General features: G+C 57.4%; 16 protein-coding genes. 8 read left to right on the top strand and 8 right to left on the bottom strand.

Annotated features, from left to right (window positions below):
• Positions 1-30 precede the first annotated feature (30 nt).
• Both VI25_RS10190 and VI25_RS10195 read left to right on the top strand, forming a co-directional pair.
• Positions 31-1,044: an NAD(P)/FAD-dependent oxidoreductase gene (locus tag VI25_RS10190; RefSeq protein WP_045688731.1), complete on the top strand. Its 1,014-nt coding sequence runs from the start codon at positions 31-33 to the stop codon at positions 1,042-1,044.
• Positions 1,045-1,127: 83 nt separating this feature from the next.
• On the top strand, positions 1,128-1,454 hold the full coding sequence (locus VI25_RS10195) for a 2Fe-2S iron-sulfur cluster-binding protein (RefSeq protein ID WP_045688732.1): 327 nt from the start codon (positions 1,128-1,130) through the stop codon (positions 1,452-1,454).
• 129 nt (positions 1,455-1,583) lie between these two features.
• Here VI25_RS10195 and VI25_RS10200 read toward each other — a convergent pair whose 3' ends face one another.
• From VI25_RS10200 to VI25_RS10210, 3 genes are all read right to left on the bottom strand, one after another.
• Complete coding sequence (locus VI25_RS10200) at positions 1,584-2,033, bottom strand: hypothetical protein (protein ID WP_045688733.1); 450 nt, start codon at positions 2,031-2,033, stop codon at positions 1,584-1,586.
• Positions 2,034-2,286: 253 nt separating this feature from the next.
• Positions 2,287-8,562, bottom strand: a complete 6,276-nt coding sequence (locus VI25_RS10205; protein ID WP_045688734.1) for an MG2 domain-containing protein — start codon at positions 8,560-8,562, stop codon at positions 2,287-2,289.
• Positions 8,563-8,779: 217 nt separating this feature from the next.
• Entirely contained in the window at positions 8,780-9,364 is a 585-nt protein-coding gene (locus tag VI25_RS10210) for a DinB family protein (RefSeq protein WP_055562473.1), read from the bottom strand.
• A gap of 131 nt (positions 9,365-9,495) precedes the next feature.
• Here VI25_RS10210 and VI25_RS10215 point away from each other — a divergent pair, with 131 nt between their 5' ends.
• The 3 genes from VI25_RS10215 (at position 9,496) to VI25_RS10225 (ending at position 11,770) form a co-directional block, all read left to right on the top strand.
• A complete protein-coding gene (locus VI25_RS10215; RefSeq protein ID WP_045688851.1) occupies positions 9,496-10,479 on the top strand; it encodes a hypothetical protein in 984 nt (327 codons plus the stop codon).
• A 233-nt stretch (positions 10,480-10,712) separates the two neighbouring features.
• Positions 10,713-11,558, top strand: coding sequence for a ComEA family DNA-binding protein (locus tag VI25_RS10220; RefSeq protein ID WP_152981565.1), 846 nt, complete (start codon positions 10,713-10,715; stop codon positions 11,556-11,558).
• Between the two features lie 23 nt (positions 11,559-11,581).
• Positions 11,582-11,770, top strand: coding sequence for a ComEA family DNA-binding protein (locus VI25_RS10225; protein WP_045688853.1), 189 nt, complete (start codon positions 11,582-11,584; stop codon positions 11,768-11,770).
• On the opposite strand, the gene VI25_RS10230 is transcribed toward VI25_RS10225, so the two are convergent.
• On the bottom strand, positions 11,752-12,570 hold the full coding sequence (locus tag VI25_RS10230) for a phosphatase PAP2 family protein (protein WP_052695257.1): 819 nt from the start codon (positions 12,568-12,570) through the stop codon (positions 11,752-11,754). The two genes, VI25_RS10225 and VI25_RS10230, sit on opposite strands and share 19 nt — an antisense overlap.
• Before the next feature lie 176 nt (positions 12,571-12,746).
• On the opposite strand from VI25_RS10230, the gene VI25_RS10235 reads away from it, so the two are divergent.
• A complete protein-coding gene (locus tag VI25_RS10235; protein ID WP_072144794.1) occupies positions 12,747-13,610 on the top strand; it encodes a hypothetical protein in 864 nt (287 codons plus the stop codon).
• Positions 13,611-13,683: 73 nt separating this feature from the next.
• Here the strand turns inward: VI25_RS10235 and VI25_RS10240 are convergent, their stop codons facing one another.
• Entirely contained in the window at positions 13,684-14,709 is a 1,026-nt protein-coding gene (locus VI25_RS10240) for a hypothetical protein (protein WP_045688854.1), read from the bottom strand.
• A gap of 139 nt (positions 14,710-14,848) precedes the next feature.
• On the opposite strand from VI25_RS10240, the gene VI25_RS10245 reads away from it, so the two are divergent.
• Positions 14,849-15,040 carry a cold-shock protein gene (locus VI25_RS10245; protein WP_045688855.1) on the top strand — a complete coding sequence of 64 codons (192 nt, stop codon included), beginning with the start codon at positions 14,849-14,851 and terminating at the stop codon, positions 15,038-15,040.
• 169 nt (positions 15,041-15,209) lie between these two features.
• Here VI25_RS10245 and VI25_RS10250 read toward each other — a convergent pair whose 3' ends face one another.
• Both VI25_RS10250 and ricT read right to left on the bottom strand, forming a co-directional pair.
• Positions 15,210-15,707 carry a gliding motility lipoprotein GldH gene (locus VI25_RS10250; protein ID WP_045688856.1) on the bottom strand — a complete coding sequence of 166 codons (498 nt, stop codon included), beginning with the start codon at positions 15,705-15,707 and terminating at the stop codon, positions 15,210-15,212.
• 3 nt (positions 15,708-15,710) lie between these two features.
• Complete coding sequence (gene ricT, locus VI25_RS10255) at positions 15,711-17,297, bottom strand: regulatory iron-sulfur-containing complex subunit RicT (RefSeq protein WP_173664787.1); 1,587 nt, start codon at positions 17,295-17,297, stop codon at positions 15,711-15,713.
• Positions 17,298-17,667: 370 nt separating this feature from the next.
• Between ricT and VI25_RS10260 the strand changes: the two genes are divergently transcribed.
• Positions 17,668-18,471, top strand: coding sequence for a M57 family metalloprotease (locus tag VI25_RS10260; RefSeq protein WP_045688857.1), 804 nt, complete (start codon positions 17,668-17,670; stop codon positions 18,469-18,471).
• A 260-nt stretch (positions 18,472-18,731) separates the two neighbouring features.
• Here VI25_RS10260 and VI25_RS10265 read toward each other — a convergent pair whose 3' ends face one another.
• Positions 18,732-21,356 (bottom strand): S8 family serine peptidase, encoded by a 2,625-nt coding sequence (locus VI25_RS10265; RefSeq protein WP_045688858.1) that lies wholly within the window; start codon positions 21,354-21,356, stop codon positions 18,732-18,734.
• Positions 21,357-21,492 lie beyond the last annotated feature (136 nt).

Below are 21,492 nucleotides of genomic sequence, written 5' to 3' on the forward strand. Positions count from 1 at the left end.
CCGCTGTTTGTCTGTTTTCACTTTTCGCTGATGAATTCTATTTCCACCGATATCTGCATTATCGGGGCCGGCCCAGTAGGCCTGTTCGCTGTATTCGAAGCTGGCCTGCTCAAATTGCGCTGCCACGTAGTTGACGCCCTACCCCAAGTAGGTGGGCAGCTTTCTGAAATCTATCCCAAGAAGCCTATCTACGACATTCCGGGCTACCCGGAAGTGTTGGCCGGCGACCTGGTACGCAACCTCATGCGTCAGATTGAGCCCTTCCACCCCACCTTCACGCTGGGCGAACGAGTAGAAGGTTACCAGAAGCTAGAAGACGGTTCTTTCCGTGTAACGACCATCGACGGCACCGAAATCCTGTGCAAGGCTATTGCTATTGCCGGCGGCCTGGGGTCGTTTGAGCCCCGCAAGCCTGCCATCGAAAGCCTTGAGTCGTTTGAATCGGGTAAGGGTGTGTACTATATGGTGCGCGACCCCGAAACCTTCCGCGACCAGCGCCTCGTCATTGCCGGTGGTGGCGACTCGGCTCTCGATTGGACTATCTTCTTGGCCGAAGTGGCGAAGGAAGTAACCCTGGTGCACCGTGGTACTACCTTCCGCGGCGCCGCCGACTCGGCGGAGAAAGTGAAGGACCTGCACGAGGCGGGCAAAGTGAACTTGGTGCTGAGCAGCAACGTGACCCACGTGCACGGCAACGGGCAGCTCAACGCTGTCACCATCACTGCCAACGATGGTACTGCAAACCAAGTAGAAGTCGATTCGTTTATTCCGCTGTTCGGCCTCACGCCTAAGCTCGGTCCTATCGGCGAGTGGGGACTGGAAATTGAGAACGACGCCGTGAAAGTGAATACGGTGGACTACTCTACTTCCGAGCCCGGCATCTACGCCATCGGCGACATCAACACGTATCCTGGCAAGCTGAAGCTAATCTTGTGTGGCTTCCATGAGGCAGCCCTCATGTGCCAGGGCGCCTACAAGTACATTTATCCCGATAAAAAGTACGTGCTCAAGTACACCACGGTGAACGGAGTGCCTACCCTATAATAGGAGCCCCGTACAGGCTGATTCTACCGGCGACAAGTGGGTAGGATCAGCCTGTATGGGGCAACTAGTAACTGCCTAGCATAATGACTGAAGAAGTACGCGTATACGTAGAGGAAGCGCCCGGCCAACGGCGCGAGATTGTGGCCCCCACCGACATGGGCCTGAGCATGATGGAAATCATGAAAGCCGATGGCTACGATATTCAGGCAACCTGCGGCGGTATGGCCCTGTGTGGCACCTGCCACGTAGAGGTGCTGGCGGGCCCCGAACTACCCGAACCTAGCGACGATGAGTTAGCCATGCTGGAAAGCTTACCCGTAATGACCCAGGGTAGCCGCCTGTCCTGCCAGATTCGGCTCACGCCCCGCATTGATGGACTCGTGGTGCGCCTGATGCCCCAAGACGCCTAATTTTCCTAGGAACACTAACTGCGCTGCGTACAGCTGCCTATGCGGCTGGGCCAAGTGTACTTGGTATTACTACAAACGCCACGGGCGGGCCAATATGGTCCGCCCGTGGCGTTTACTATTTCTAGACTTCTAGCGCCGATGGCGGCGGGTTGTCTTCTTTTTCTTAGCGGTTGACTTCTTACGGCTAGTAGCTGCGTGCTTACGCGACCGACGGCGGGATGAACTGTGGCGCCGGTAGCTCGTATGGTGGCGCACGGTGGCTGTAGCAGCATTGGCTTCTAGGCCCTCCACTACTGGCTTAGCAGCATCGGCTCCTTCTAAGTTGCGGGCGGTTACTTCAATAGCAGGCTGGCTAGCTATTTCCTCACGGGCCGTGGCGCGCAATGTGGCGGCCTGCTTACGGCGAACGGGCATAAGAAAGTCCCGCTCGGCCCGCTCCTGCGCCGATAGCTTCTCTTCGCCGGGTAGGGCCGTGGGCGTAGTCTTCGCGCTAGGTCCGTGTTTGTCTCCTTGCGCCACTGCCGGAGCGCTACCCAACAGTAGGCAGCTTACCAGCAACACATATAACTTCTGCATCATCGTCATTCTGAAGGACAAAGGGGCTGCAAAGCTACGCCCCAACTTTATCAGACTCAACCCCCGGCTGCTTTCTGACCGGTGAGAACGGGTATTCAGCCCTGCACACGGCGTTTTCGGCGGCAAAAAAACTTTTCGAGCTGAGGGCCAAATCTGACACTGTATCAGCAGAATACCGCTACTCATTCCCTTAATCCTATCTGCTTCCGAATGCTATCAGTCCGCTTGCAGTAGGTGCGTTTCCTCGCATGGCTTACTACGGTAGCGCTGCTATCTGCACCCGCGTACCGGCCGAATGGGTTGTAAACTCCGGAGCATACAAGCACTGCAGTTGTGAAAGGCCGCCCGAGAAGTTGCCCGCCTGCGCAGCCCGCAAACGGTACTCAAAGGTGTGCGTGCCCTTGGGGAAGTAGCTCATGAAAAAGTTGGTAGCAGCATCGCGAGGGCTCTCATAGTACCCCAATCCACCTTGGTAGCGGTAGCCAGAGGTTTGGCCGATGAGTTCTAGGCCGGCAGCGCGCTGGTCCTTAAGGTGCACATATTCCAGGTCTCGGTCGGAGCGTAGTACTAGGCGCACTACCAGCACGTCGCCCACCCGCAAGGGGGTAGCAGCGGTGAGGCGCTCCAGCGTGGGGCCGCCCGTGGTGCGCTGCTCACGGTAGAGCTGGCGCTCCAGCTGCAAGGGGGTAGCGGCGGGCGTAATTTTATCCAGTTGCTCGAAGTACTGCCAGTAGAGGGCGCCCCAGGCCACGCCGGCGTCCGTTTTCTTTACGGTAACCTTGCCTTGGGTTGGCTTGATGCTAGCGTTGGGGAAGGTGGTTTTGAAGTAGCCGGTGCCGGCCTGCTGGGTAGTTGGCTTAACGGCCTCCCCTCCTACGGTTACCTGAATTGGCTGCACGGGCTGGAGCCAGTCGGAGCCGCGCAGCAGCAGGGCGTAGCAGGCATCGGCGGTAGCGCGGGTGCTTTCCCAATTTTGGGTTTGCTTCTGCTTGAGCAGCCAGAGCTTCATTTCATCTACTGCCTTCTGGTCATTCCGCACTTCGTCGAAGGCTTCGATGAGGGTAGCCTGGGTTTCGGTAGGTGCTTCGCGCCAGTAGTAGCCACCGCGCACTTCCTTCCAGTACATGCCTAGCTCGTCGCTGTGCAGGGCATTCTCGCCTAGGGCCGTGAGGATGTCTTTGATAGCGGCGGGCTGGGTTTTCTCGCGGTGCAGGGCTAGCGCAATCTGGGCCTGGAGGTAGCGGGTTTGGTCTTTCCAGTAGGTAGCGGCTTGCTGCTGGTAGTAGGCTAGCGCCGATTGTGCGCCCTTAGCCACTGGCTGGCTTGGCCAGAAGCTGCGGGCGTACAGAGCCTGAATGTGCAAGTCTGCCAGGTGTTGTTTCTTCAGATCGACTCTCGGTTGCTTTTGCAGAGTAGCATAGTCGCGTTGCAACCCGGCATCAAGGTAGGCAAGGGCGCGTTGCAGAATCTGGCGAGCCTGCTCATCCTGGGTTGCATCGAAGGCGCCTAGCTTTCGGAGCTTGCCAAATCCAGCCACGATCAACTGGGTGATATACTGATCGTCGGGCATGCGCTCAAACCAGGGGAAGGCTCCGTTCGGCTGCTGCATTTTGGCTAGCTTGGTGAGGGCCCGGGCCGTTTCGGCCTTTAGGCGGGGCTCATCAAACAGCTCGGTGAGGCGGCGCATCCGCTCCGTTTCTGATTGGGCATCGCGCACCCAGGGCGTTTCCTGGAGCAGCAGGTTTTTCAGCTCCTGGTTTTGCTCTAGCTTGCTGGTTAGGGCTACTTTGTCGCCGGCCTGGGCGGCGCGCTTCCACTCTTCCAGCATGGTCCGGAAACGCGGGGTGCTCTGCAGAATTTTAGCGGCCAACAAGTTAGCGTAGAGGCGGCTGAATACCTGCTCGGAGCACTCGTAGGGGTACTCCATAAGGTAGGGCAGCGCCTGCACGGCATACCAGGCCGGGTTCTGGGTCATTTCCAGCGTGAGCGAGTAGTTGCGGCGCGTGGGCGAGGTAGTACTCGTCAGCTTTTTCAGCTCAAACTCCCGCGTTGCCGGCCCCACGATAGGTAGCGGCAGGCTTTCCGTGATGAGCAGACGGTTGGGTAGTACGGGCAGGGTATTCTCCTCCCCATCGGAAAAGACTTCGGCTTGCTGCTGGGCTTTGCGCTTGGCCTTTTTGGGTGCAGCTGTTTGAGCCACTACGCGGTAGGTAATAGCTTCCAAGGGCACTTGTCCTTCGGCGGTTTCTGGCAGGGCAAGGTCCCAGCCGAGGGCACTGCTTTGGTTGGCTTTTACGTCGAACTTGAGGGTTGCAGCACTTTTCAGCAGGCGGCTTTCCAGGGGCTGCTGGGTGCGGGCATCAAAGAAGAACAGTTGAGCAGTGCCTTGCAGGGGCTGGTCGGTGAGGTTGCTGAGCTTGGCAGTGAAGCGTAGCCGGTCGCCTTCTCGGAAGAAGCGCGGGGCGTTAGGCGTTACCTGCAGTTGCTTTTGCGTCACCAGTTCCCGGCGCAGCAGGCCGGTGTGCAACTGCTGATCATGGGCGAGGGCTAGCAGCTGCCAGCGTGTCACGGCTTCGGGCATTTGGAACTCCAGCACGGTTTCACCCTGGGCATTGGTGCGCAGCTCAGGCATCCAGAAAGCCGTTTCGCGGAAGTCCTTCCTGGCCTGAACAGCAGCTAGGCTAGGATCAACTTTATCGCGCAGTTCTTCTTCATCTGGAATCTCATTTGACTTCCCAGGCGCTGGAGGTGCGCTAGGTGGCGGTGGCGGCGGCGGGACCATACGCATCATAGCCATGCGCTGTGGTCGTGTTGATTTATCCTTTAGTTCTTCTTGATCTGCAACGGCACCCGTTGCGTCCTCCAGACCTGCTAAATCAGCGGAAGTATTACCTTTTATTGTTTGCGTGGCAACAACTCTTCGTTTCTTATTTCTTGCGAAATAGTCATTATCCTCGCCGTTAAAGCCCCACATATTAATCCGAGGATACTCAAGGTCACGCTCGTAACCATCGGATACCGGGCTGCTAGATAGCTCATCCGAATATGCTGTACCAAACTGGCCTTGCCAAGCCAGAGCGGGCTGGTAGTACGACTTCGGAAACTCCAGCTCCATAAATGCATGAGGCCGGAAGGTATCCAGTGATTTATCGTAGAGCGAGGCGAGCAGCTCTGCTTGGGCAGGTTTGCCGCCGGTTTGGTGAATGGTGACGCGCCAGGTTTCCTTCTGGCCGGGCTGGAGCTTGTCGCGGAAGGTGGCAATGCTGATGACTAGCGGCGCGGGCGGGGTAGCCACTTGCACCGGGGCCGTATGGGTATACAGGCGGTTGTCGCGCACCTGCGTGGTATGCACGTACAGCTGCGTTTCGCCCAGGGTGGCAGATACTGGAATTTCTATGAGGCGCTGTTCTCCAGCGGCTAGCGTCAGCCATTCGTGGCGGATGGTTTCGCCTTTGGCTTCGGCTTCCAGCAGGATGCGTGCCCCGGCTTCGGAGCTACCTACCAGGAACCGAGCGGGCTGGCCCGGCACTACACTATCCTGGAGGCTTACAAACCAATCAGGGGTAGGAACCGGCAGTGTAGTAACAGAGGGAGAGTACAGGGTGAACCGCTGTTCCGTTTTGGCAGGCTGAGCGTTGGCCGGTACGGTAGCCGTGGCTTCGAGCACGTAGCGGCCGGGAGCCTGCTGAGCCAGCGGGGCAGCTAGCCCCGGCAGGAGCGGCGACTTTTCGGTATCGAACTCCTGCGTAAGCACGAGGGTTCGGGCCCAGGTACTGTCGTTGTCTTCCTTGGTGTAGGCATCCAGCGGAAACAGTCGCTTGAATTCTTCCAAGCTCAGGGCTTCACGTTCAGGCTGCTCCCAGGCACGGGGTCGCAGGGCGCGGCTAGGAGGCGTGAGGCGGTAAAGCCGGAGCGTGCCTTTTGCCGGCAGTGCCTCGCCAGTTGCATTTGTACTGAGCAAGCGCAGAGTTGGGAGCTTTTCGCGGTTCAATAGTTCGGGCATTTCCAGGCGCAGCGTCAAAGCATCGATACCCAGGCTCACGCGCTGCTCACCGGTGCGCGTTTCGCCGGCGGCGTCGGTTACATCAGCCGTCACCTCGAACACGTAGCCAGGCTGCCAGGGGCCGCGCTTGTTGCGGGCGGGGGTTTCCTCTCCTTTTGCCGTAAACTTTACCGTAAAACCGCCTACCGAATCGGTTTGAGCCGTGCCGTTCAGGATTTCCATTTCGGGCCGGCCTCCGCCAACGCCGCGGCCAAACATAGGCCACAGGGTACGGCGCACTACCCGGTAGTTTACCGTGGCCCCATCAATGGGCTGGCCGGCGTAGGCGGTGGCTTTGCCGCGCAAGGTCACTTCCTGCCCGAGCACGGGCGTGCCTTGCACTGGCTCAAACGTTACCTGGAAGGTAGGGCGCTTGTAGTCCTCCACGGCGAAGCTCACATTACCATACTCGGTTTGCAGGCTCATTTCGCCGTTGAGTAGCCCGGTAGGCAGCACCATAGAGCCGTGAAAAGACCCAAAATCAGAGGTAGTGAACGACAGGGTTTGGACCGTTTGGCCATTCACATCTTCTAGCCGCAGCACTACGGGCAGCTTGGTCAGCAGGCGGGATTTGTCAGCTAGCGTTTCGGTCAGGATGCCCTTAAAGTACAGCGTTTGGCCAGGGCGGTAGATGGCGCGGTCAGTGTACAGAAACGTGCGACGCTGGGGCTGTTCTTTTTCTTGCGTGCGTGCCCGGCGTGGGAAATAATAGCCACCCTCCGATACCAGTAAGGAATCGGCACCTTTGGAAAGCAACACCGTTTCAAGCAGCGTGTTTTCGCCAGATACTACCCCTAGTGGTATTTGCGCTAACCCTTTTGCGGAGGTAGCTAGAGCTGCACCACGTCGGCTTTTATAGTGCTGGGCTTTCTGATCATAGTACTGCATAAAAGGCAACACCTGCACACCTGCCAGCGCCTCCCCACTCTGACGGTGCAACACTAGCAGCTCTGGCCCTTCCTGGGTAGCAGCACTGCGCCGGACCTGGCTTAGCTCACTTACTCCCAACTCAGCATAGGCGGTAGTAACACCAGCACGCTCTTTCGTCGGGGCTCCTGCTGTCGTACTTACCACGATAAGGTAATGGCCCAACGGTAGAGCCGGCCCGGCCTGTTGCACGCTATGGCTCTTGTAATCAGCGGGGCCGGGCACAGTCAGCTTCCAGGCCGCGGTGGGGGTAGCCGCCAATGCACGGGCATAGCGTTTTTGAATTGTCTGATTCTGGTAGAACTCGGGGCGTTCCTGTTGGCGCAACACCAGAGCGCTGCTCACCCGGTAGGCCTTAGCATAGAGGGTAGCGGCATTGCGCACTTGCAGCTTCAGCAACCATGGCTGGTTTGGCAGCACTACTTCCTCGGTAGTGAAGGACAGCTCCACCGCTTCTAGTTGGCGGCGCAACGCCAGGGCTCTTTCTGCTCCGCGCGACTTGGGGTAGCGCTTTTCAGCTTCCAGGGCTAGCTCACGGGCTTTAGCTGGTTGCTCCTCTGATAGGCTTTCGGCTTGGGCAAAAAGAAACTCAGCGGCATTCGGCAGGTTCTTGAACGTTTCGGCGGTGCGAGCTAGGGCGGTGCGGTACAATTCTTCTTTGCCAGCTAGCTCCGAGTGCTGCTGCACGAAGCGCAGGCGCTTAAGCTCTACATCAGCCAAGGCAGCCAGGTTTTTCTTGTCCTGCAACCGAAAAGCGGTGAGCTGTTGCAGCACTTGCAGGGCGTGGAACTGCCCGTTTAATGAATCAGCCAGAGGGGCAGTCAGCTTCAGGCGCACAAAGTTCTCAGCGGCCCCAAACAGGGCTTTGTCCTGTAGCTCAAACTGCTGGGCTGGGGTTGTAACGTAGTATTCGTCGTTTCCTAAGCCATCTATGGCGCGATGAGCTAGCAGGTCATAGAGAGTAGGTCGCAGGATTTGGCCTTCGGTATCTCCTAGGCGCACAGCGTACCCTAGCTCCTGTATGGCCAACTGCTGCAGGCGCTGGGAATTTTCAGCCAAGGAGGCGCGGTAGTGCCGGACCACCGCACTGCCCAGGCGAGTTGCATCCCAGGTGCGCACATCGGCCCCATTAAGGTCTGCCGAATCAGCGTGGGCGGTAGTAGTTCGGTCGTAGAGCGCGTAGCGATGCTCTTCGTAGTACATGGCGTAGAGTTGGGCCAACAGGCTATGCAAAACGGCCCGCGCTGGAAACTTGGCAGTTTTCAGGTCGGCTTCTACCAAGGCAATAGACTTCTCTCCCGACTCTTCCTCCCTTGCTTCTAATAGGCGCAGTTTATACAGCAAGGCCCGCAGATACTCTGGGGTATCTTGCCGCTGGCGGGCTTGCTGGTACAGAGGCTCAAGTAGCTTGGCCGCCGAGGTAGTCTGTCTTTTGGCCAGAAGCTGGTCGATCTTCTTCCACGCGGCTGGGTTGGAACCACCACCGCCGCGCGGGGCCGTTTGGGATGAACCGGAGAAAAAGAGCATGAGCAGGGCAAGTAAGCTAAACAGGAAGGGGCGCATAGCCGAACAACGGGTGGAAGAGGGTGACCTGATACAGCGCAGATGCACAAAGCTGCTTAATTCCACATCAAGCCAATTTATTTTTCCACCTGCCAGGGCTTCTAGCTATCCTGCACAGCACAATAAAGCCTTGTTCTACCCAAACACGCCCTTAATTCTGGGTTTGATTTGGGTAAAGCAAGGCTCCCCTTGGTTTGCGTATGCCCTCTTGCCTTTGCTACTCGCCGGTAAGCTGCCGGGTATCAAGTACGCGCTCCGCTTGCCCGATATGGCGCTTCATGTGCTCTACTAGCAGTTCCAGCGCATCGGTCAGGCGGGGTAGCAAGAGCGGAATAATAGGGTTCGGAATCCGGATGGTGTTGGCATTGACAGTGCGCGTCTGCTCAATTAGACTTAGCAACTCGTCTACTTGGCGGCCAAACACTTCCAGCACCGTACGGGGTAGGCGCATACCGCTGGGCGCGTACTGCTGGGGCGTTTTCATGGGTTTTTCGCTGGCAGGCACGCGCATGGCGTCGGTCATTTTCTTGCCGATGTACCCGTGTACTACCGTTTCAGCCGGGGTACTACCGCGTTGCTGGGCAGCTTTGATCTTGCGGCTAATAGTAGGCAAGTAAAGGCCTCCCACAATGTTGAGATGTTCCAAGCACTGCCCTACGCTCCACTTGCCGGGGCCTGGTCCGCGGTTCAGCTGGTCGTCGGTGAGGGGACGAAAGCGCTGATTCACAACCTCCCGAATAGCGTGTAAGTCGGCGGTAAGGGAATCCAGAAACTCGGAGGTGCGGCGGGTAGGTTGGCTCATAACAGATACCGTCGGGCGGGGGCGAAAGTAGAAGTAGGTGTAATGATACGCCCCCCTTGCGGTTTCGGCAAAGCCCTACTCGGTTTATCCTTAAATTCACCGGATTTTACGCCCTACCACGTACTCTGCGAATGCCGCTTTTTCATCGTACCATCTGGGGCTGGGGCCTGCTGGTGCTACTCTGGGGGCTACTCCCAACACCTACCGCACACGCCCAGGCCGCACCTAACCCCGGCGAGAACATTGCTTTTCTGGTCACCTTCGGCGCGAAGGCCGACGCGAGTTGGGGCGACGATGACCACACCGAAACGTTCTTTTTCCTCGTACCCAAGCAGAACCGGCAGCCCGTGTACATCCGGGTGTTCGACCCCGACTGCGGTGGGCAGCACGACGAAGCTAAATTTGGCTGGAATACGACCACTGAGTTTAGCCTTTACGGCGGCGCGGGTACCCACTCCGGCCCCGATGCGCGCGGCACCGATCCGAAGGGGCAGTTCCGGTCTGGCACCTTGCTTAGCACCAAGACATTTGGGGCCGAAAAGACCTATGATAACCAGTGGTATACCTTGGGGCCGCTGAACCCGCTGACGGGTGAATTTGTACCCGACTTTGATGGCTTCGTGTTCAAGGTAATCGTACAAGGAAAAACCGGCGACGATGGCAACTTGTACCGCTATTTCCTTAGCTCGTCGCCTACTGAGAATATACCCGTGGAGGGCGGCAACGCCTTCACCTACGAATACTCGTTTCGCCTTTCGCCCCAGCGCCGAACTATTACCCATCTCTACCCCTTTGTCAACGACCGGGTAGTAAGCATCAAGCAAAGTAACTTTGACTTAGATGGCGACGTGAGCCTGAAAGTATTCAGCGTGGCTAAAAACGGGCATACGGCTACCGTAAGTGGCGACAACGTGTGGACTAGCAGCACGCACCGCATCAGTGAGAAGGAGCACGGTTTGTCTCTGGACCTGCAAATCACCTCCCTTACCAAAGCAAGCAACGACCTCGTATTCTACGTCACTGATCAGTACGACGTGGCCCTGCCCTTCTTTGCCGTGCCCCTCGGCGGCCCACCCCGCTACCGATATGAGGTAGACGTGAAAATCAGAAAGTAGCCCGCAGCCTCAATCAGTACCTTTTACAGCAGATAGCTAGTAGCATATTCTACTGTTTGTCTTGCCCGTTTCGCGCAGGGTTGTACACGCACTTGTGCAGCTTTTAGCTTAGGAGGTGGGGCGTAGTAACCTCTGCTGCTGAGCTCACTACCTTCTTGCTATATTTTTATTTATCACGATTTACTCCTATACTCAACATCTCATTCTAGCTAGTATACATTCGTGCTATTCCCGTGTCTGCTCCTAATCCTACTCGGCCGCGACCTGCTACGGTAACTTCGCCTCGCAAGCAATCTTTGGTAGCCCCCTTGCAGCGCAGCTTGCGCCGCTATTTTGGTTTTTCTCGACGCGAAACCTCGGGCTTTGTAATTCTGCTGGTTCTTTTGGTGATGTGGCTTTTCCTGCCAGCCGTGGTAAGACCCAGACTTACTGAGTACAACCCTGCCGCCGACCAAGCCCAACTCAATGCCTGGGCCACCGAGCTTGCAGCCCAGCGCCAGGTGCGGCCTACATTTGCTAGTCGCTACCCGAGGCGTAGCTATAGCGCCCGGCCGCACGTACCCCAGGTCGCGCTAGCTCCCTTCGACCCCAATCAACTAACAGCAACCGACTGGGAGGCGCGCGGCTTACCCTATTACGTTGCCCAGCGAATCGTACGCTTCCGTGAGGTACTAGGAGGCTTCAAGGCCAAGGAGCAAATCCGCCGAACCTATGGTTTGCCCGATTCTGTGTATACCCGTCTCGCCCCCTTCATTCAGCTCCCCGACCAACTGCCACCGCGTGAAGCCCGGCAGTATGCTAATCGCTACCCTACTGCTGAGTCCAACAAGGCCGGCTTTCCGGCCACGGGTGCGGCCCGCCCGGCTCGTAAGCCAGCTCACCTGGCAGCCTTCGACCTCAATCAGGCGGACACTACGCAGCTCATGCAAATCCGCGGCATTGGGCGTGGCTACGCACGGCGGGTAGTAGAATATCGGCAGCGCCTGGGTGGCTTTCTACAGGAAGATCAACTAGGTGAAATTTACAGCTTGCGCGACGCGCCCGACCTGGTAGACAGCTCCGCAAGTACACGTTTGTAGCGCCAAGCTATGCACCCGCTGCGGTGGCTATCAATACCTCGTCTTTCGAGCTACTACAGGGCCATCCTTACATTGGCAAGCGGCTAGCCCGGGTAATTGTGGCCTTCCGCCAGCAGCACGGCCCGTTCAAGCAAGCCGCCGACTTACGCCAGATTCGGATTCTGGATGCTACTACCCTTGAAAAGCTCCAGCCCTATCTCCGCTTTGAATAAGCTGGCCGCTCCTGAGGCTTTACTGCCAGCGTAAAGCCTACGGCGCCGCCCGGCACGTAGGTGGGCATCAGCAACAGCTTCTCTTCTAAATGGCCGGGAAGCAGGCGCGCCGCCGCCGGATACAGGCGCCACACCGTTTCGGCCGATAAAAACCCGATGCTGGCGCCAGCTACCACATCCGTTATCCAGTGTCGGTTGTTTAGCATGCGCATGGCTCCTGTGGCGGCAGCTACCGTGTAGCCTCCCGCCGCCAGCCACGGCCGCGTGTGCCCAAACTGCTCGTACAATAAGGTAGCCGTCATGAAAGCTTCGGCGGTGTGGGCCGAAGGAAACGAGCTGAAATCGGCCGGATCATCGGGGCGGCGGGTGCCCCCAACATGTTTCAGCCCACTGACGACACCCGAACTCAGCGCATGCGAGAGGCCATAAATGGCCGTGAATGGCACTACTCCCCGCTGCCCGTGCATACCTAGGGCGTACAAACCGTAGGCGGCCCACACGGGTGCATGGCGCGAGTAGTTATCGAGGGAAGTATGGAAATGCGGAAAGTGCTCGTGGGTTTCTTCGTGCACTACCTCCTTCATCTCATCCAGCACATTCTCGTTGCGGCTGAGGTAGCCCAGCCCCACAAACACCACCGGAATGGCTGTGCGCCACACGACGGGCCGCTTCAGGAAGGGCACACGCGCTGGCTGACTAAGCGAAGCCAGTGTATCAGCAGACAAGTGGATAGGTGTTTGGGCTAGCCCGCGAGCCGCTGTCATTCCGCTCAGGGCTAGGGCAACTAAGGCAATGCGCATTCTTTGCTAAAAAGGAGGGCTAATTGATAGCCAACAAGATACTCCTTTGCTTTTCCTTCTAATAGCCTTTTCAACCCGAGTACCGTATTAAATTTGGTGGTAGTTCAGGTATGCCAGCCGGCAATTTGTACCAATTGACTAGGTTGGTAGCTTGGAGTACGTTCACTTTCCTGCCTATGCTTTTTTTACTTCGGGACAAGCTGTTTCCGATTCTCGTGTTTTTGCAGTCCGTAATCTGCGGCTGTAGCCCCGACCAAGGGCGGGGCGAATTTGCCCTGGTTGCTGACCAGTATGAGATTACAACCACCGGAAAGCTCCAGCGTAAGCAGGTAGCGGAAAGCTCGGGGCTGGAAATAGCCGATGCGGAGGGCGACCTGTGGACTCACGCTGATGGGGGCAACACGGCCCGCCTGTATAAAATAACCCCGCAGGGCGACCGACTGCATACCGTAGACCTGGCCCCGCTCATGAATGTAGACTGGGAAGACTTGGCTCAGGACGACGAGAAACGACTGTACATCGGCGACTTCGGCAACAATCAGAATAAACGCCGCAACCTCGCCATCTACCGCCTAGCCGGCCCTGACTACTCGCAGGTAGATACCATCAGCTTTACGTATCCCGATCAGCACGACTTCCCGCCGAAGAAGCCCTACCGAAATTTCGACTGTGAGGCCTTCTACTACTACCAAGATAGCCTTTACCTGTTCACCAAAAACCGCGGCGAAGGCCACTGGGTAAAGCAGTATGTACTTCCTGCCCAACCTGGTAACTACACCGCCCGCCTTGCCGATAGCCTTCAGATCAACACGTGGATTACAGCCGCCGATATCAGCCCGGACGGGCGCCGAGTAGCCCTGCTCGGCTACGGGCACGTCTATTTATTTGAGCGCCTGCCTGGCCGACGTCTCTTCGATGGTCTCAAACAATGCTTGCCGGTACCCACCTCAGGCCAAGCTGAGGCACTGGTTTTTACCAACAACCAGGATTTCATTTTCAGCAACGAGAAAGGCAAGCTCTTTCGAGCCAAGCGTAAATAAGCAGTCCGCAAAAAGAGGGCTTGGGTTATATACCTCAAGCTCTTTCTGCGGACTGCTCTTTGATATGGTGGGGCTAGTTGTCAGGAGTGCCCGCGGCCCGGCGTGGCGCGGCGCCATAATCGGGAGCATCCTCCTGGTTCGTTCGGTCGTCGGAGGCACCGCCGTAGTTAGGGGCCGCGTCTTGCTTGTCGTAGTCGCCGCGAGATGGTGAGCTGTCGGCCTGCTTAGGGTTCTGGCTATCGTACTCATCGTTATACGAGCCGCCCTTCGAGCCGAAGCCTTTTTGCGCGCCCCCCTGCGAGTCAGGAGAACCCGCTGCTTGGTAGCCGCTGCGCGAGCCCGTGGTGGGCGTGGCATCTGCCTCGCCAGTGCCTTGGTCAGTATTGGTAGGAGCGACGCCGGTGAGTAGCCCCTCTGGGCCACCCTCCGGGTGGTTTGGCGTGTAGTCTTCTTCCTGGTTGCGATGGGCTTTATCGGGCTGGGCATTGCCGGCGAGGCTTCCACCCAAGGAAGAAGTGCCATAGTTTTCCGCAAACCCGGAATCGACGCCTTTGGGAGCTGCATTGTCATTGGCAAACTGAGCGCCCACAGCCGAACCACTGGGCACTTCCGCGCCCGCGGGCTGGGTACCGAAGCTACCGTTCTCACCCGATACGAAGTCATCGGGTTGCTGGCGCCGCTCGCCAATGTAGCCAGTAGTAGCAGCGGGCCGCTCTACAGTTCCTGCGTAGGTGGCGTCGCCGCGGCTCAGTTCGTTGCCATAGCCACCCTGCGTAACACCCTGCGCCGACTGCCGGCCAAACTCACCGCGGCTGGGGCTAGCTACTTCGTTTTCCTCATGGTTGGGGTCGTTGGCGAAGGCCTGCTGACCAGTAGTATTCTCGGGGGCCTCCAACTCCTGCGGTAATCCCCCGGCAGCGGGAGGCTGCGAGTTAGGGGTGGTCCGTGACGCTGCGCTACCCTGCTCAGCGCTTGGTTCTGAGGTAGCCAATGGCTCGGGAGAAACACTAGTTCCTGGAGCCGATTGCTGGGGTGCAGATGAAGGCGTGTCACCGGCAGAACTGGCTAGCTGATTGGGGGTAGTGGGCTGTTCGGGCATGGAGTAGGGAGGTTAGTAGCGTCTAGATACGCATACGCACAGCTGAGCCACGTGTTTTTGCCGCCTCGCTAGTTTTCGCAGTTTCAAAATACCCATTAGTTTTACTGCATTCTTTCACCCCCAACATCTATTACCAGCTATGAAAACTGGCAAAGTGAAATTTTTTAACGAGTCTAAAGGCTATGGCTTCATCGTGCAGGACGAGAATGGCCAAGAGATTTTCGTGCACCAAACTGGTCTGGTTCACGAAATCCGCGAGAATGACCGGGTATCGTTTGATGTTATTGACGGCAAGAAGGGCCAGAACGCTGTAAAAGTAGAGCGCATCTAAGTACCTCCCTCGCCAGAACCGCTGCGCAGAAACCTCCCGTGTGAGGTTCAATGACCTCCTTTCCTTATTTTCTTAGCTACTCGTTGGCTTTGCTCAAAACACAACGGGCGCCCGCCTACCCTTGCGGTAAGCGGGCGCCCGTTGTTATAGGCGGTAAGCGGTGCCCGGCTTATTTTCCGGCCGAATGCTTAGCCACGCGCACTCCCACTGCCATAATGCCGGGCAGCTGATCTTGGCGCATATACTGCTCCAGCATGATTTTATACTGCCCGGCCAACGGAAAGCGCTGATTGGGCAGGGCCAGAAATTGGTGGTCGTAAATATCACCCGTGCCATTGCCGCGAGGCTCCCCTGTTTGCGGATCCAACAGCAACATCTGGTGCAGCAGCCGGGACATGGGCTTGCCATCGGGGCCCAGGAGGGTGTGCTTCACGTACAAGTTATAGTACTCGTAGGCTGAGGCATTGCGCACGTTGAAGTACACATCGTAGCGTTGCGTTGTGTCCTGAATCTCGAACTCGAAGGTCGGCTTGTCTTGCACCGCCCACACATACGGGTCGCCGGCAGGCGACTTGAGGTCGGTGTTTTTTTCGTACACCTGGTTCGGGTCGCAAGCCGTGAGCAAGCCCACCAACGCTAGAGGCAGCAATCGAAGGATAGCTCGCATAAACTAAGAGGCCGGGGGTGTAGGAGTAGAACCACCAGTTGCCTCTCCGCCACCAGCACGGAACGGGCGCCCTCCACGACGTGTAGCGTTGCGGCCGCGCCGCTCACCTCCATCCGCACTTGAAGAGGGTGCGCTATCAGTTCCGGGGCCAGGGGTAGCGCCCCGCGGAGGACGGCCCTCAGTAGAGCGGGGAGGCCGCGGCTCGGCACCCGTTGGTGCCTCGCCAGTGCGCGGGCCTTCTGAACGCTTACTACCATCTCCCCTACCCCGACCACGCCGGTTTAAGGGGCGAGCGGCCGCTCCACGCGGACGGCGTGCTTCCTCTGGTTGGCCTTCGGGAGCACCGGCTGGTGCAGTCGATACGCTGTCCGCAGGACCGTCCAGAGGAGCAGGCTTGGGAGAACCAGGGCGGGGCGGCTTAGCCGTTGCTACGGGTGCTACGGCAGCGGCACCCGGCTTCTCCTTGGACTTCTTACGCTTGCTGCGTTTGGATGCCTTGATTTTATCGTCGAGGCGTTCCAGTGAGCCTTCCACAATAGCGGTTACTTCGGGGGCCTTTTCCTCTTCGCGTACGGGCGGCAGCAGGCTCTCCGGCTTTTCGCCGCGCTTGTTCATTTCTAGCACCTCGCGCACCCGCTCGGTGGGGAGCACTACCCAGTTGTTGTCGCCACGCACGGCAAACCACATTTTCTTCTTGAAGATGTCGGTCTTCTGTAAGGTGTAGTCGCCCTTCTCTGTAAGCAAGGGGCGCTGCACCTGAGGAATGTCCTTGAGGGCGTCGAGGTAGGTGTCTAGCTCGTAGTTGAGGCAGCACTTCAAACGGCCGCATTGCCCCGAGAGCTTCGCGGGGTTGAGGCTCAGATTCTGGTAGCGGGCAGCGGTAGTGCTTACGCTTTTAAAGTCAGAAAGCCACGTGGAGCAGCACAGCTCACGCCCGCACGAGCCAATGCCACCCAAGCGACCAGCCTCGTGGCGGAGCGAAATCTGGCGCATCTCCACGCGCACCCGAAATTCGTCGGCGAGGCGTTTGATTAGGTCGCGAAAGTCCACCCGGTCGTCGGCAGAGTAGAAGAACGTAGCCCGGGTACGGTCGGCTTGGTATTCTACGTCGGAGAGTTTCATCTTCAAACGCAGTTCTTCTACCACCGAGCGGGCCTTAAACATGGTACCCGTTTCCAGGTCACGCACGGCGTTCCAACGCTCCACGTCTTGCTCGGTGGCTACTCGCATGATGTTGCGGATATCCTTAGAGTCTAAGGGCACCTTTTTCTTTTTCATTTGCAGGCGCACCAACTCCCCCTTCAGGGAAACGTGCCCCAAATGCCAGCCATTGCCAGCAGCTTCTACTGCTACCGGGTCGCCGGTGATAAGGGGTAGGCGGCTTGTATTACGAAAAAAGTCTTTGCGGCCGCCTTTGAAGCGGATTTCGACGATGTCAAATTCTTTAAAGTCACTGGGCAGGTCGAGGTCCTGAAGCCAGTCGAATACGTTGAGGCGGGTACAGCCACTGCTGCAACTACCTTTTGAGCCGCAGCCCTTGGTAGATGAAGTTGAGCAGCCTCCGCCGGAGGAGCAGGATGTGCAAGCCACGGCTTGAAAGATCTATAGGTAAAGCGGAAGAAAGGATTCCGCGAAAAAAAGGGTCTTGTACAAAGATACAGATTTAGGCGGGGCCTTGCCGGACCGAGGCTCGGCCCATCATTCTTCCGAATTGAAGGAATAATGCCTCCTTAACTTCTTACACGTGAGAAGACATTCGTTGGCTTATAACATCTTTAGCTATCTAAGAATCTTTCCACACTAAAAAGTTATATTTCATCATAAATTCATCTTATTAACAAACTAAACAAGCAGAATAACCTATGTATAGAATTATGGCAATTCACCACGCTTTATTTTGATAATTCCTTAATAAAAGCATACCTTTTACCCGTTCTTTTATCCACCACAACCAAAACACATGAAAATTTCAAAACTCTTCGCACCCGCTGCGATGCTTGCAGTGTCGGCCCTGTCACTGTCGTCGTGCCAGGAAAAAGCCAATGTTGAAGTAAAAAATGAGGTCTCCGAAACGGCCGTCAACCAAATTAAAGCGCTCGGCTTTACGGCCGCCGGTGCACAAAAAGTTGCAGGCGGTGTCATGGTAGAAGGCGACATCATGCTAACCGACGAAATGTTGGCTAGCACGCCCGACTATAAGATGGTACGTGTAGGGGAAGACGAGCAATACCGCACCACCAACTTGGTGACGGGTCTGCCCCGCACCATCACGATTCGCGTGTCTACGTCGCTGCCCTCGGCCTACGTTACGGCTACCGATGAGGCTATCCGTCGCTACAACGCTGAAGGTCTGCAACTACGTTTTTCCCGTGTAACTTCAGGTGGTAGCATTGTGCTGAACCCTGCGCCGGCTGGCTCTTCGTACTTGGCTTCTGCTGGCTTCCCTTCGGGCGGTAACCCTTACAACCAAGTGCTAGTAAACTCTGGCGCGCTGGGTACCAACTACGCTACTACGACTATTGCCTCGGTGCTAGCGCACGAAATTGGTCACTGCATTGGCTTCCGTCACACCGACTACATGAGCCGTCAGTATAGCTGCGGTGGTTCGGCGGTAAACGAAGGTGCTAGCACTGTGGGCGCCATCCTCATCCCCGGTACTCCTTCCGGTCCCGATCCGAACTCGTGGATGCTGGCTTGCATCGGTGGTGGTCAGAACCGTCCGTTCAACACGAACGACCGTACGGCTCTGAATTACCTGTACTAAGGACGTAGCTTACGAGCTCATCCTCCTATAAAAAAGGCTCCTAGCATGCGCCAGGAGCCTTTTTGCATTCATATATTCACCCACTTTAGTAACGCAGTCTTCGTGAATGTAGCATAGTCCTGCTACCAGCTACCAAGGCAGTACGCACCAGTTGTTGCCCAACCAGTGGGCTCTGGCTTACTAGGCTCTCACGTTCACAACTCCCTGCTCGTACCAGTACAGGCGAGCAGGGAGATAAATTCAGTAGACGAAATACCCGATTACAGCACGAGGATGCGGCGAGTTATCTCGGCTCCCCCACCAGCGCTAATCCGCAGAAGAAAGGTGCCTTTACCCAAGGCAGGCAGCACCACCGAGTTAACGGTGCCTTCCGTGCTGACTTCGCTGCGTAAACGGCCTAGTACATCATATACCCGCACGCGCAACGGTTGATCTTTCGGCCCGACTAGAGTCAGCGGCTCGCCTGCTACTACCGGCACTGGGTATACCAACACTTCGTTGCGCGGCACAAAAAAGGCTTCCTCTACACTGCTGTATAACGTGCGAGGCACGTCTACATCTACGCGGGCGCGGTACTCGGCGCGGCCAACGACGGGGTGAGGATCGGTGAGCACCAGGGAGAGAGCCGGCGCGGCCGTTTGTACCGTGCGAAATACGCCCTCCGAGTCGCGGCGCTCTAGGGCTACGGTTTTTACCCGGTAGGTAGTACCTAATACAAGTTGAAACTGCACCGTATCGGCCACTACCTGCCGCGACAGAAAGGAGCGAATGTAGCAGCCGTACGTAGCATCCGTTACGTTGGGGGACGAGCCTCGCTCCCCTACCTTACCTCTTATGATAGGCGCCACAGCAAAGTAGCGTGCCCTAGCTTCGCTGGCGGTCAGTAGTATAGCGGTGTCGGTGAGAAGGCGGAAGGGTTCTAGATGAGTGGCACCGAGTGCGTAGACTTGGTAGTGCGTGGCCCCCGGTACTCGGCGCCAGTTCAGCAGGGTTTCATCCGTACACGCGTAGGCGACTTCAAGCGTGAGGGGCCGGGCCACGAAAAACGTATCAGACTCGATACTACCAATACCCGTGCGCATCCGAACCTGCATTGGTGCAGTCGTGTCGGGTGCAGTCCAGAGGTAATTTTGGGCAGCTACATCAACCGAAGCAGCAATGGTTTTCCATGTGGTTTGTCCTACTGCTTTATATTCTAGGCGGCCGGCAGCGGCTGGTCCGCGCCAGTGCCACCGTAGCCGCGTGGCCTCCGCTACGCGCAGGTTACGCGCCTGGGTAGGGTGCGTCCACTGAAACCCTTGCTCGAACTCGTAGGCTACACTAAAGGGTTGGGGGGCCTGCTGCACCTGGTACCCGCGCACTCGCAACTGGTAGAGACCAGGCGTGGGAGTTTCTATAGTAATTTGCTCGGTATTGTTGAGGTGGTCGGGGCGCCTCCGCGCGGGCAAGGCCAGTGAGTCGAGGTGGGGATAGGCGCTGAGCACCCACGGCAGCCAGCGCTGCCCGGTAGCCGCCTGCACCAATGTAATATCTAAGTCGTTGACGAGGGCCTGGGCCGCGTTTTCAGTGGCTTCTAGATCAGACCACGTTAGGGTCACCTTCACTCGGTGCGTACCCGAGGGCACCGTAAGAGAAATAAGCTGCTCCTGGCCTTGCGCCACGGTCCCCTGCCGGTAACGACCATCCACTACGGTTTGCACGGCCCCTAGCGCATCAACCTGTCCGTAACCCGACACAAAATCCACGGCGGGGCGCCCCGTATCATCGGCACTATTGAGCAGCACTGCTTTTACCAGCGCAGCCGGGGGCAAGGCATTGTGCTGATTACGGTAGGCCTGCTGCACCAGTAAGCCAACACCCGACACTAGCGCCGCAGCTTCGGACGAGCCACCGTCGCCGTAGGCTACTAGCTCTGGTTTTACGCGCCCATCGTACGCGGGGCCACGTGAGCTCAGCGCAGCTACATTGCCCACAGCATCAGTAGCGCCTACACTCAGCGTGTTCTTCGACATTTTGAACTGCCCAGTCAGGTTGGCTACGTTGGCTAAGCCCATGTACGGACCAGCAGTACTGGCTTGATTGCCGGAGTTGCCAGAGGAAAAGACGTGCAGCAGCCCCGGGTACTGCCGCGTTTGCTGGTCGTAGGCACGGGCTTCTAAGCCGTAGTAGTTTTCAATAGCGACGCCGTAGGAATGGTTTTGCACTGATACCCCCTGCCGAGCAAGTAACGTCCCATCATCGGGTAGCAGATTGTCGTAGCTGGATTGCGCTATACGGGCCTGCCATGCTACGCCTTTTCCGTTGGGGGACGAATTGCCAGCGCCCGCCATAATAGTGGCCATAATGGTGGAGTGCGAAGACAGAAGCACAGCCTGCGGGTCAGGATTCACCAGTCGCCCCTTGAAATCAATATCATTGATATCCAGCGGATTTTCCTTGACAGAAGCGGTAAGCCCTTGTCCTGCGAGCTGTGGGTAGCGGGCGTGCACCGGCGCTACGGTATTCAAGGTAAAATCGGCACCGTTGAGTTGGCGCTCCTCCCGAGCCGTACGGGCAGCCACATCCACGTAAGCTACCCAAGGGCAGCGGGCCAATGCGGCAGGCGCAGCTCCACGCACTTGAAGCAAGCCCGAGTGATGGGGCTCCGCAAGGACCTTGGCCGCTGGCAACTCGCGGTATAGCCACGCCCGAAACGCCGCCATATCAGTCACCCGCACTCGCAGGGCCGAAACCGCTGAGGTAGCGCGAAGTTGGGGAGCTAGCTTAGCTACCGCTGCCGGGGTAGCCGGCTGCTGGCCTAAGGTAGCATGAGAGGTAGCAAGCCCAACTAAAAAACTGACTGCACGCCAATACAAACCCCAACGGACACGAGCAGCAATAAACATAGAAAACTTGGTTGTGGTAGGAGCAGAAAGGAGCGGCGAATGGTCGGAACCGTTCTGTTCAAATGTAGGCATAAAACCCTCACTCCTCCAGCGCCGCGGCTCAGCTCATTCAGCTCATTCACCGCCTATCAAGGGG

Source organism: Hymenobacter sp. AT01-02, from assembly GCF_000961955.2.
GTDB classification, from domain to species: domain Bacteria; phylum Bacteroidota; class Bacteroidia; order Cytophagales; family Hymenobacteraceae; genus Hymenobacter; species Hymenobacter mucosus.